The following is a 12143-nucleotide window of genomic DNA, read 5'->3' on the forward strand; positions in this document are numbered from 1 at the left end:
CAATCCGCGATCAGCGGTTCGCGCGCGCCATGAAACCGACCGCCACGAGCCCCACGAGAATGACGAGGATCGCCGCGGGCGCCGCCTGCCCGATCTGTTCCAGCGAGGCCTTTTCATAGACCCGCGTAGCGAGCGTGTTGTAGTTGAACGGGCGCAGAAGAAGCGTCGCGGGCAACTCCTTCACGCAGTCCACGAAGACGAGCAGAAGCGCGGTCCCAACCGAGCCGCGCATCAGGGGCACATAGACCTCGCGCAGCGCCCCGCCCGCCGACCGGCCCAGCGACCGCGCGGCCATCGGCAGCGATGGCGACACCCGCCCCATCGCGGCATCCGCCGCGTTCTGGGCGATGGCGAAGAACCGGACGCAGTAGGCGAAGACCATGGCAAAGGCCGTGCCGGTCAACAGCAGGCCCGGATCGAACCCGGTCAGGCCATAGACCGCGTCGGCGACCGTGTTGTCGAGCGCGGCCAAGGGGATCAGGATGCCGACCGCCAGAACGGCACCGGGCGCGGCGTAGCCGATCGTCGAGACCGGCATGACCATGCGCGGCAGCTTCGACCCGGTCAGGCGAACGCCATAGACCAGAAACAGCGCAAGCGTCACCGTCACCACCGCCGCGCTGCCGCCGACCGCCACCGTATGCCCGAGGGCGCGGAACAGCCCGGCGGACAGCCATTCCTCGGCATTGTGCGCCGCGTGCCACAGGAGCACGCCCACAGGCAGGATGAAGCCGACGGCGAAGGGGACAAGGCAGAACAGGGTCGCAAGCCACCCCTGCCAGCCGGTCAAGGCGACCGGATCGACGGGGCGTTGCTGGCGTTCGAGCCGGTAGAACCGGCTTTTCGACCGGCTGACCTTTTCGATGGCGACCAGCACGAGGACGAGCCCCAGAATGACCATGGCGATCTGGGCGGCCCCGCCCGCGTTGCCCATTTCCAGCCATGTGGTAAAGATGCCCGTGGTCAGGGTCTGCACCGCGAAGAAATCGACGGTGCCGAAATCCGAGACCGTCTCCATCATCACGATGGCGGACCCGGCGGCAATCGCGGGGCGCACCAGCGGAAGCCCGACGCGCCAGAAGCGCCCGAAGGGGCCCGACCCCAGCGCCCGCGCCACCTCGTACACCCCGCCCGATTGCTCGCGCAGCCCGGTGCGGGTCAGAAGGTAGACATAGGGCGACAGGGCGGCGGTCAGGACGATGATCGCCGCGCCGATGGAGCGGATCTCAGGAAACCAATAGGCCTGCGCGTTCTCCCACCCGAACAGTCCGCGCAACGCGGTCTGCACCGGGCCGGAATATTCGAGGAAATCGACAAGCGCATAGGCCCCGACATAGGCGGGGATCGCCAGAGGGAAGAGCAGCAGCCACTCCAGCCAACGGCTCCCCGGAAACCGGTACATGACGATCAGCCACGCGGCCCCGGTGCCCACAGCGGCGGACAGGAACGCGACCGACAGGGCGAGGATCACGGTGTTGGTGAAGTAGCGTGGAAGCGTCGTCGAGATGAGATGCGGCCAGACGTTCTCGGCCGGGTTGAACGCCATCCAGACCACCGCAAGGATCGGGCCGACGACAAGCAGCCCGATCAGCACGGCCCCCACCGACCACCGGCTGGGCATTCGCAGGCCTTTCGGGCGCGTCAGAACTTGACCATTTCGCTCAACCATCGCCCGGTCCGCATATCCCATTTCCGGTTTAACTGTCCAGAATTCCCGCTATAAATTGGCCCACTACCGAAAGGACGGCCCGAACCACTCATGCAGATTGCATTCCACATCGGTGCCCATTGCACTGACGAAGATCAACTCGTCAAATCGCTGGTCAAGAACAACCAGATCTTCACCGAACAGGGCGTCGCCGTTCCCGGTCCGTCACGCTACCGCAAGCTTCTGGCCGATGTGGCGGTCAAGCTCGCCGGCAAGCCCGCGTCGCTCGAAACGCAGGACATGGTGCTCGAGCAGATCCTCGACGGCACGGACCCGGATCGGCTGGTGTTTTCCTTCGACAATTTCATCAGCGGCCCGCGCCGCGCGCTCGAGGATGGAATGCTTTATCCGGCGGCGGCCGAAAAGGCGCGCGTGCTCCACAACCTCTTCCCCGACCACAAGGTCGAGTTCTTCCTTGCCGTGCGCGACCCCGCGACCTTCGTTCCGGCCTTTCTGACGAAATACACCGACATCGACCGGGGCGAAGTCATGTCGAAGCTGAACCCGATGGGCATGGTCTGGTCCGACATCATCAAGGACATCCGCGAAGAGAACCCGGACTGCCAGATCACCGTCTGGTGCAACGAGGATACGCCTCTGATCTGGCCCGAGGTCATGCACGAAATCACCGCCATCGACATGCGCGTGCTGTTCAAGGGCGGATTGGACATCATCGCGCAGATCATGGAGCGCGAAGGGGTCAAGCGCCTGCGCGCCTACATGGCCGAGAACCAGCCGACCAACGAGATCCAGCGCCGCCGGGTGCTCGCCGCCTTTCTCGACAAATACGCGATCGAAGACGCGGTCGAGCAAGAGATCAATCTGCCGGGTTGGACCGCGGAACTGGTGGAGGAGCTTTCGGCCTCCTACGAAGACGACATGCTGGAAATCGCGCGGATTCCCGGCGTGAATTTCATCACCGCCTGATCGGTCGTCCGGCGCACCGGGCCCGACCGACCGGATCGCGGATCAGCTCATGCCGAGCGCCTGCTTGTACATGTCGAGAACCGCCTCTTCCTCGGCGATGTCGTCGGGCTCGCGCTTGCGCAGCGCGATCACCTTGCGCATGACCTTGGTGTCGTAGCCACGGGCCTTGGCCTCGGCCATCACCTCTTTCTGCTGGTCGGCGATGTCCTTTTTCTCCATCTCCAGACGCTCGAACCGCTCGATGAACTGGCGCAACTCGTCCGCCGTCACGCGGTAGCTGCTCGGGGTGCCTTCGGTCTCGTCCATCACGTCCATCATGCTGTCCTCGCTCGGTCTGGTGGACCCTCTTGCTAGTCGCATCGCCACCGCCCATCAAGACCCCTTCTCGCTTGCGGCAGCGCCTTGCCCACGCTAGAGGCAGCGCATGGAACTTCTCATCATCATCGGTGCGGTCATCTCCGCCGTGGGCCTTGTCGGCCTGATCCTCAGCGCCCTGCGCGTGCTCAAGGCGAAACGCTCCGGGCAGGACGACGAGGCGCTGCGCGAAACCGTGCGCCGCGCGATGATCCTGAACTTCGGCTCGCTGATGCTGTCAGCCTTCGGGCTGATCCTCGTCGTGGTCGGCGTCATCCTCGCCTGAACCGGCCTCAGGCCTTTCCGATCGTCTCGAACCGGCGCCCGTGCTTCACAAGCTCGTCCCACAGCGGGACCGGTGTCCAGAACGGGTTCTCGGACGCCCAGGCCGACAAGTCCTTGCGCACCTCGAGCGGTGTGGCGAGGTCGGCGGCCAGCATCGGGCCACCCTTTTCGCGGGGAAACCCCAGCCCCAGCAGCATCACCGCGTCGATATCCGAGGGCCGGTCCACGACCCGCGCCGCGGCGAGCCGCGCCCCTTCGTTCGCCATCGCGAACAGGCAGCGGCGTCGAATGTCCTCTTTCTCGAACACCTGTGGCCTGATCCCGCGATAATCGCGCAATGCCCGGATCATGTTGGTCACGTCAGTCGAGGGTCGCCCCACCCCGTCCTCGCCCCGGTAGTCGTAAAACCCCTGTCCGGTGCGCTGGCCATACCAAGCCTGTTCGATCATCCGTGCGGGAAGTTCCGACGGGCAGGCATCGAGGTTCAGGCCCCAGACCGCTTCGATCCCGGCGACGTCCTGCGCCTGAAACGGGCCAAGCGGCATCCCGTAGCCGCGCATGGCAAGATCGACTTCGGCGGGCAAGGCACCCTGTTCGACCACCAAAGCCGCCGCCGCGTAATAGGCCTGACGCATCCTGTTGTAGACCAGCCCCTGCCGCGCCCCGGTCAGCACCGGCCCCTTGCCCATCGCGCGGGCCAGCCGGATCAGCGTCATCAGCGCCTCGGGCCGGGTGCCCCGCGCCGGTGCGATTTCGACCAGCCGGTTGGCATCGGCGGGTGCGATGAAATGCATCGCGGCGAACCGATCCGGGCGCCCTGACGCGCCTGCGAGGGTTTCGATATCGCATTCCGCCGTCGAGCTGGCGAAGATCGTATGGCCCGCGGCGATCTGCGACAGTTGGCCCAGCGCCTGTGTCTTTCGCACGCTGTCCTCGGCCAATGCCTCGATAATCACGTCCATGTCGTCGAGGGCGCCGTAGTCGTCTGCCGTGTTCAACCGCCTGAGCCGGTCGTCGCGGTCCCGGCCACTGAGCGTTCCCGCCTCGACCGCGTCGCCGAAGGCGCGTTCGATCCGGCCCCGGACACGCGTGATCGCGGTGTCGTCCTCCAGCGCGACGGTCACCGGCACCCCGGCCTTGAGGGCGGCCATCGCCACATCTCGGGCCAGCGCCCCTGCGCCCACCACCCCCACGGACGACACCCGCTGCGCCGCCACCCCGGCCAGTGACGGAAACCGCCCGGCCCGGCGTTCGGCGAGGAAGGCGTGGCGCAGACCCCGCGCCGCATCGGAATTCACGAGGTCGTCATAGGCCGCGTGTTCCATCTCCAGCCCGGCGTCGAACGGGACGAGAAGCGCGGCCTCGACCAGTTCCACGGCCCTGATCCCGGCCTCGCCCGCACTGCCCTGCATCGCGGCACGCCGGGCGGCGACGGCTTCGAGATAGGGTCTGGCCTGCCCGAACCCTTCGGTGCGGTCGCGGGTCGGGCGCGGTGGGACGCCGCTTTCGGCGAAGTTGCGGGCCGACCCGAAGGCGGCCTTGTCGAGGTTTTTCTGAACGATCTTGTCGACGAGCCCGGCGGCAAGAGCACGGTTCGCGTCGATGGGCTTGCCGGTGGTCAGGAGGTCGAGCGCCACCCGCGCTCCGACGAGACGCGGCAAACGCTGGGTGCCACCGGCATTGGGGACGAGCCCCAGCGACACCTCGGGAAATCCAAACCGCGCGTCATGGAGCGCCATGCGGTAATGACAGGCCAGCGCCAGTTCCAGTCCGCCGCCCAGTGCCGTGCCGTGGATCGCCGCGACCACGGGCTTCGTGCAGTCCTCGATCGTCCGGCACAGGTCGGCAAGCGTCGGCTCCCCGGCCGCGACCGAGAACTCGCGCACATCGGCGCCAGCGGGGAAGGTGCGCCCTTCGGCCTGGATCAGAATGGCGGAAACGTCGGGGTCGGCTTCGGCGCGTTCGACGCTTTCGAGCAGGGCCGCGCGCACCGGCTGGACAAGCGCGTTGACCGGGGGATTGGCGACAGTGAGAACCGCGACGCCTTCGCGTCGTTCCCACCTGACCTTCTCTGCCCCTGACGGTCCCGCGTCCATGCGGCGCTACCGCTCCGATTTGCCTAATTGTTACAGCAAACTAGGCCGCAGGCGGCTCCAATGCAAATTTTTCGTAATCCGAAGGCCGCCGTCAGACCGGCATGTTCTCGAACAGGTCTTCGTCGTCGTCCTGCCGCAGCCAATCGGCATAGACCCGAAGCTGTGCCGGAAGCTCAAGCCCGTATTCGGCATGCATCGCGATGGTCTGGCGCAGGCGGTCCTCCCACATACGCCAGTTCACCGGGTCCGCCGCGATGTCGTCCATCAGCGTGCGGGCCGTGTTCATCAATTCGTCCTTCATAGTATCCTCCCGGTTCCTTCCTCTGAACCAAGCAGCAAAATAGTTGCGTCAGCCTGTCTTGGACGCGCAGGTCGCGCAGAGCGGCGCCTGTGGCACGAGGTCGAGACGCGCTTCGGCGATTTCGGCCCCGCATTGCACGCAATAGCCGTATTCGCCTTCGTCCATACGGGTCAGTGCGGCCTTGATCTGGGCAATCTCGGCCTGACCGGATTGCCCCATCTGCTCGAGCACCTCGTCTTCTTCCCGTTCCGTCGCCAGGTCTTCCCAGTCCTTCGACTGGTGGCTGTCGAGTTCATCATCGATCTCGTGCAGGCGCGTGTCGAGTTCCGCGAGGCGGGCTTCGAGTATTGGGCGGTATTTCGCGACGTCGGGCATGGTGTCTCCCCTATAAACAGGAGCATCAATAGCCCAAGTTTGTCCCGCCGCCTTGATCTTGGTCAAGACGGGATTGCCAGACGGTCAGGAAAGGTCGAGCGGGTTGTCGGAATTGGACAAGTCGGGCAGATCGGGCAGGTCCGCAAGGTCCGGCAAATCGGGTAAGTCCGGCAGATCAGGCAGATCGGGCAGATCGCCAGTGTCACCGAGCGCGCCAAGATCCGCGACATCCCCCAAATCCGGCACATCGCCACCTTCCGGCAGGTCCGGCAACGAGTCGACCGGCGGCAGGGCGGCGGGTTTCGCAGGGCGCGCGGGCGCGTCCATCTGCGGTTCCGCCTCGGCGACCGCGCCGATGCGGATCGCGCGATGGCCACCCGACATGCCCAGCCGCCCGTGTTTCACGGTGCGCCCGTCGATATCCTCGATCGCGACCTGCCCCAGCGCCTCGCGCGGGATGGGGATGACGCTGTCCACGGAAAGCCCCGCCACCTCGGCCAGCGGCATCTGCAAACGGTGAAGCGTGCCGCGCAGCAGCACTTCCGCCTCACCGACCACTTCGGCCAGAGCCTGCGTGAACCCCGCCGGGTCGGCGTTCGTCGCCGCAGCGGCACCCGACGGGGCCGCATTGAACGGCAGGATCACATCGAGCGTGCCCTGTTTCGCTCCGCGCCCGAGATCGAGAGAGACGTGGAACCGCCGGTAGGGCACGTCGTCCAGCGTCATCGGTATCGCCCGCGCTTCTGACAGGGCGAGCGCGTAGCGAAACCCGCCCAGCGCCGGTGCGATGTCGATATCCGCCTCCGCCGTCCGGTCTTCGAGCAATTCCAGCACGCGGTCGATGAAATCCGCGCACATGATGGCGTCCGTCCGGGTCGGCGGTCGTGCGGTCGCGGGGCGCGGAACGACCCGGCCCGTGGTCTGTATCTCGATCAATGCCGCAAGCGTGTCCGGATCGACGAGGATCAGGCCATAGCGACCCTCGGGCCCCTCGATCAGCGCGATGAGCGCGTGTTCCCCGATCCCCTCGACGATCGGGGCAAGGGTCGTGCGCACCTCATCGGGCTGGCCCGCGACGATGGACAGTCCCGCCACATCCTCGCCCGCCTGCATGATGGCCGTGCGCAGAATACGCGCCGCCGTGGGCGCGCCGATCTCGGGCGGCGGTCGTCCCGCCCCCGCCTTGCGCTGCATCGCGCTGGGGCGTTCGTCTGTGTTCATATCCTGTGCCACGGGCAAAGGTGTCCGTCCCCGACACTCGCAGCACAAGGTTGACAAAGGGTGAAGGTTAACGCGGCAGGGTCACGCGAAAGGCAGCACCGCCTTGCCCCGGCAGGTATGTGACCGATCCGCCGAGCTTCGACATGATCTCACGACAGATCGCAAGGCCCAGACCGGCCCCGCCCGCCTTTTGCTGATCCGACAGGCGCGAGAATTTCTCGAAGATCATGGATTGGCTCTCGGCCGGAATTCCCGTGCCATTGTCGATGAAATCTACTTCGACCCGCTTGGCGTTCTGCGCGACCGATATGGTCAGACGCGGATGGGCCGCATCGCAGTATTTGCGCGCATTCGCGATCAGGTTGATGAAGACCTGACTCAGCCGGTCCGTGTCCGTTTCGATCGTCACATCCTCGCGTGCCGGGGTCCGCCGGATGTCGAGCGTGCGGCCATCCCGCCCGGTCGCGCCCGCGGAGACCGCCCGGTCCAGCACGGCCTGAAGGTTGCCCGGCTGCATGTTCAGCGTCACCTGCCCGGCCTCAAGCACCGACAGGTCCAGAAGATCGTCCAACAGCCGTGTCAGGCGGATCGCCTCGTCCTGAATGATGCCGGAATATTTGCGGGTATCCGCATCCTCCATCCCGCCTTCCTTCAGGATCTCGGAAAAAGCCCGGATCGAGGTCATGGGCGTGCGCAGTTCGTGGCTGATCTGGCTCAGAAACGCGTCCTTCTGGATCGACAGGGCCGTCAGCTTCTCGTTCGCTTCTTGCAACTGGCGAGCGGTGCGGACCAGTTCTTCCGACTTGGCTTCGAGCTGCGAGGAATATTCCAGAATCTGCTGCGTCTCATCGGCCACGGCCATCAGGTCGTCGACCGAGACCGAGGCACCGCCGACGATCTGGCCGACCATCGCATGCGCCGTGGCGGCCCCGACCGAGCCGGACAGTTCCCGTTCGAGAATGCGCAGGAAATCGGGCGTGGTATCGGGCAGATACCCTTCCTTGCCCTGCCGCGCGCTTTCGGCATGGAACAGGTTCTGCGCCTCGCTCGCGCCCATGATCCGTTGCGCCATGACCAGAAGATCCTCGGCCTCGGCATTGCCGCGCGACCAGCCCTGAGCCGTGCGGCTGTGTTCGAACACATTGACGAACTGGGCGCCCTGAAGCCGCTCCATCGGGCGCGGAAACGACACCAGCGACCCGGCGATGAACGCGCCGGTGTTGAGCGCCATCGACCAGAAGATCGCATGAACCACAGGGTCCATCCCCTCGATGCCGAAGAACGCCTGCGGGCGCAGCCAGTCGATGCCCCAAGGCCCCTCGGCCATGAAGCGCGCGGTCATCACGCCCTCGCCGAAGGACGGCAGGAAAAGCGCGTAGGCCCAGATCGTGAAGCCGAGGATCAGGCCGACGGCGGCGCCCACACGGGTCGCCCCGCGCCAGAACAGCCCGCCGATCAGCGACGGAAGCACCTGCGCCACGCCCGCGAACGAGATCAGGCCGATGGCCGCCAGCGCCTCGCCCCCGCCCGACAGGTGGTAATAGAACCAGCCGAGGCCGAGAACGGCGGCGATGGACAAGCGGCGCGACACCAGAACGACATGGCGCACATCCCCCGACATCGCCGCCCCGCCCATGCGCGCCGACAGCCAGATCGGCATGACGATGTGGTTCGACACCATGGTGGACAGCGCGATGGCCGCCACGATGACCATGGAGGTCGCGGACGAGAATCCGCCGAGGAAGGTGAGCATCGCCAGCCCGCCCTGATCGAAATGCAGGGGCACCGTCAGAACGAAAAGGTCCGGGTTCGCGCCAGCCGGCAGGACGCTCAGACCCACGACCGCGATGGGAACCACGAACAGGCTCATCAGGAACATATACAGGGGAAACGCCCAGCTTGCGGTGGCGAGCTGTTTTTCGTCCACGTTTTCGACGACCAGAACCTGAAACATGCGCGGCAGGGTCAGGAACGCGGCGGCGGACAGGAAGATCATCGTGGCCCAGCGCGGTCCGTCCAGTTCCCACGTGGCGATGGGCGAGGCATGGATCGTCTCGGCGATCGCGCCGGGGCCGCCCGTCACGCCCCAGACCACGAAGATGCCGACCGCCAGCAGGGCCACGAGTTTCACGACCGCCTCGACCGCGATGGCGGTGACCACGCCGTGATGCCGCTCGTTCGCGTCGAGGTTCCGGGTGCCGAAAAGCACGGTAAAGGCGGCAAGACCGACAGCGACCCAAAGCGCGGTGGCCTCGGGATCGGCCGCCGCATCCCCGCCTTGCTGGGCGAAGACCGAATAGGACAGGACCACCGATTGAAGCTGAAGCGCGATATAGGGCGTCGTGCCGATCACGGCGAGCAGCGTGACGATCACGCCCAGAAGGTTCGACTTGCCGTAGCGCGAGGATATGAGGTCCGCGACCGAGGTGATGCGTTGCGCGCGCCCGATGCGGACCAGCTTGCGCAGAACCCACCACCAGCCGACCATGACGATGGTGGGGCCGAGATAGATGGTCACGAACTCCAGCCCCGACCGCGCGGCGTAGCCGACCGCGCCATAGAACGTCCAGGCCGTGCAATAGATCGAAAGCGACAGGGTGTAGATGATCGGCGCACGCAGCCAGCCGCCGCGCCCGGTCCGCGCCTGCCGGTCGCCCCAGAACGCGACGAGGAACAGGAAACCGACATAGGCCAGACTGACGGCGATCAGCAGGTTGAAGCCGACCATGCTCAGTCCTCGTCCTCGACCGATCCCGGCTCGAGCGGGTCCGAGGCGACGCCACCGGGCGAGCGCGCCACCGCACGCACCAGCAAAGACGCCCCGATGATAAGCACCAGCCACGCGGCGAACAAATACATCCCGGCATAGGCCGTCGACCGTTCGGAGGTGCCGGAGCCAAGAAGCGGCACGAGGAACAGAAGCAGCCCCAGCACCGGCAGCACGCGAAGCGCGTCGATCAGGCGGCGACGGCGGTAGGTGTCACGGGCAAGGAAGGTTGTCGGGCGTCGCGTCATCCGCGCCTCACGCCCCGCCGGTCATCTCGCGCAAGACGGTCAGGACCTCGGCGTTGGAGAACGGCTTGGTCATGAACCGCGTCGCGCCGAGTTTGTCGGCCAATTCCCGGTCCTTCTTCTGGCCGCGCGCGGTCAGCATCAGCACGGGCAGCGTGCCCATCTCTGGGTCGGCCCGCAGATCCTGCAAAATCTCGTATCCGGAGCGGCCCGGCAGCATCACGTCGAGCACCAGCGCATCCGGCGTGTGCCGTCGCACCGCATCCATCGCCGTCTCGCCGTTGGCATGGGTCGAGACGGACCAGCCATCACGGCTGAGGATGAATGAGATCGCTTCGATGATGTTCGGCTCGTCCTCGATCAGCAGAACTTGTTTCGCCATAAACTCCCCCGATGGGCCCTCCCCCTGAGCCCGCGTTTCTCGTTTATCGCCTCAGGGTGGTGCAAAGTCAAAGCAGAACAGGGGCTTGGGACGGTGGCGACCGCGTGGTGCCGCGCGATACCGTGCGCACGAGCAGCGGGGACGGCCAAGACCGGCTAGCTCTGCTTGCCCAGGATCGACGGTTCGCGCCGCGCCGAACAGGTCTCGCGCGGGCAGATCCGGCAGGACGCGCCGACCCTGAGCACCGGGCCGGAGGTGTGCTCGACGGGTTCGATGAGCATCGTCGCCTCATGAATGGGTGGGGCGTCGAAAGTCGCCGCCGGGCGGGGAACCGAGAGGGCGCGACACAGAAACAGCTTCGGGTCCGTGCCCGGCATTTCGACCACCCGCGCGATGGGTTGCGCCGGGCGGGCCAGCGCCTGATAGAGGGGCCACAGGGGACAGGCCGCACCGAACCGCGGCAGCGGAAAACCCTCGAGCGGTTTGCGCAGCGTGACCGTTCCCGACCCGTCGCAGACCACGAGGCCCCGCCCCGGTTCGTCATCGGCCGTCGGCAGGCTGGCCATGCGCCGCAGCACCGCGTCCAGCCCCACGCCGAAGCCGTCGGCGACCCGCGCCGGGTCTTCGCCCGTATTGGCGAGCGAGGTCCGAAACGCGCTCAACGGCATGGCGCGGGCATCGGCCAGATAGCGCACCAGCATCCGGTGGGCGAGGTCGCGCGCGCCCTTGTCTCTCAGCGGCCCGGCCTTTTCGAGCATCAGCCCGATCTCGCCCTCGCCCACGGCGGGCTTTTCGAGCTCGGGAAAATGATAGCCCGCCTCGCCCACATAGGCGGCAAGGTCGTCGACCGCCGAGACCTGCATCTCGCGGGTATCCGCGCCCGCCTCAAGATAGGTCACCAGCCCTTCGGCCGACGATGACAGGCGCTGCGCCTCTTCGCGCATGTTGCGCAGGAACCGCGACTGCCAGTCCGGGTCGATGTCCTCGGTCTCGGCAAGGATCGCGGCGGTCGACCGGATCGCGGTCACCGTTGACAGCACTTCGTGGAGCGAGGCCGCAAGGTGCGGATCGTGGGTCAGCCGATCCGACAGCGTCTCGACCACCCGTTCGAGATCCTCGATCCGGCGCGCCTGCGTCGCGACGAGCGCCGACCAGCCCGAGAACCGGCCCGCGAACTCCTCGACCCGGTCGAGTTCGGGTGTGACGTTCTCGAACCGGGCGGCGGCATCGCGCAGGGCATTGACGAGCGCCTGCCCCGCGCCTTCGGACAGTTGCGCGGGCTCGGTGTTCAGTTCGCGCGCGAGATCGACCAATAACTTGCCGCCGATTCTGCGGCGATTGTGTTCGATCAGATTGAGGTATGCGGGCGACACCCCCACGGCGCGGGCCAAGTCGGCCTGACGCGTGCCCAGCGCCAGCCGACGCTCGCGGATCCGGCTTCCGGTCAGGCGGGACTGAGGCATGAAATTTTCCTTGGTTTTC

The 12143-nt window shown here is 66.4% G+C and carries 12 protein-coding genes; 2 read left to right on the plus strand and 10 right to left on the minus strand.

Annotated features, from left to right (window positions below):
- Positions 1 to 10 precede the first annotated feature (10 nt).
- Complete coding sequence (locus FCT00_RS13685; RefSeq protein WP_050772028.1) at positions 11 to 1669, minus strand: ABC transporter permease; 1659 nt, start codon at positions 1667 to 1669, stop codon at positions 11 to 13.
- A 90-nt stretch (positions 1670 to 1759) separates the two neighbouring features.
- On the opposite strand from FCT00_RS13685, the gene FCT00_RS13690 reads away from it, so the two are divergent.
- Positions 1760 to 2635: a hypothetical protein gene (locus FCT00_RS13690; protein ID WP_008330267.1), complete on the plus strand. Its 876-nt coding sequence runs from the start codon at positions 1760 to 1762 to the stop codon at positions 2633 to 2635.
- Positions 2636 to 2677: 42 nt separating this feature from the next.
- Here the strand turns inward: FCT00_RS13690 and FCT00_RS13695 are convergent, their stop codons facing one another.
- On the minus strand, positions 2678 to 2953 hold the full coding sequence (locus tag FCT00_RS13695; protein ID WP_008330269.1) for a DUF2312 domain-containing protein: 276 nt from the start codon (positions 2951 to 2953) through the stop codon (positions 2678 to 2680).
- A gap of 106 nt (positions 2954 to 3059) precedes the next feature.
- On the opposite strand from FCT00_RS13695, the gene FCT00_RS13700 reads away from it, so the two are divergent.
- Positions 3060 to 3275 carry a hypothetical protein gene (locus FCT00_RS13700; protein WP_008330275.1) on the plus strand — a complete coding sequence of 72 codons (216 nt, stop codon included), beginning with the start codon at positions 3060 to 3062 and terminating at the stop codon, positions 3273 to 3275.
- A gap of 7 nt (positions 3276 to 3282) precedes the next feature.
- Here the strand turns inward: FCT00_RS13700 and FCT00_RS13705 are convergent, their stop codons facing one another.
- The 8 genes from FCT00_RS13705 to FCT00_RS13740 all read right to left on the minus strand — a co-directional run bounded on the left by FCT00_RS13705 (position 3283) and on the right by FCT00_RS13740 (position 12124).
- Positions 3283 to 5370 (minus strand): 3-hydroxyacyl-CoA dehydrogenase NAD-binding domain-containing protein, encoded by a 2088-nt coding sequence (locus tag FCT00_RS13705; RefSeq protein ID WP_138423465.1) that lies wholly within the window; start codon positions 5368 to 5370, stop codon positions 3283 to 3285.
- Between the two features lie 91 nt (positions 5371 to 5461).
- Positions 5462 to 5671, minus strand: coding sequence for a hypothetical protein (locus FCT00_RS13710; protein ID WP_008330278.1), 210 nt, complete (start codon positions 5669 to 5671; stop codon positions 5462 to 5464).
- A gap of 48 nt (positions 5672 to 5719) precedes the next feature.
- Positions 5720 to 6046 carry a TraR/DksA family transcriptional regulator gene (locus tag FCT00_RS13715; protein WP_138423466.1) on the minus strand — a complete coding sequence of 109 codons (327 nt, stop codon included), beginning with the start codon at positions 6044 to 6046 and terminating at the stop codon, positions 5720 to 5722.
- An 84-nt stretch (positions 6047 to 6130) separates the two neighbouring features.
- On the minus strand, positions 6131 to 7267 hold the full coding sequence (locus FCT00_RS13720) for a FliM/FliN family flagellar motor switch protein (RefSeq protein ID WP_138423467.1): 1137 nt from the start codon (positions 7265 to 7267) through the stop codon (positions 6131 to 6133).
- 67 nt (positions 7268 to 7334) lie between these two features.
- Entirely contained in the window at positions 7335 to 9995 is a 2661-nt protein-coding gene (locus FCT00_RS13725) for an ATP-binding protein (RefSeq protein WP_008330284.1), read from the minus strand.
- A gap of 2 nt (positions 9996 to 9997) precedes the next feature.
- Positions 9998 to 10282 (minus strand): hypothetical protein, encoded by a 285-nt coding sequence (locus tag FCT00_RS13730; protein WP_008330291.1) that lies wholly within the window; start codon positions 10280 to 10282, stop codon positions 9998 to 10000.
- Between the two features lie 7 nt (positions 10283 to 10289).
- Complete coding sequence (locus FCT00_RS13735) at positions 10290 to 10661, minus strand: response regulator transcription factor (protein WP_008330293.1); 372 nt, start codon at positions 10659 to 10661, stop codon at positions 10290 to 10292.
- 155 nt (positions 10662 to 10816) lie between these two features.
- Positions 10817 to 12124: an XRE family transcriptional regulator gene (locus tag FCT00_RS13740; protein ID WP_138423468.1), complete on the minus strand. Its 1308-nt coding sequence runs from the start codon at positions 12122 to 12124 to the stop codon at positions 10817 to 10819.
- Positions 12125 to 12143 lie beyond the last annotated feature (19 nt).

Origin of the sequence: Maritimibacter alexandrii (assembly GCF_005871115.1) — a bacterium.
Classification (GTDB): domain Bacteria; phylum Pseudomonadota; class Alphaproteobacteria; order Rhodobacterales; family Rhodobacteraceae; genus Maritimibacter; species Maritimibacter alkaliphilus.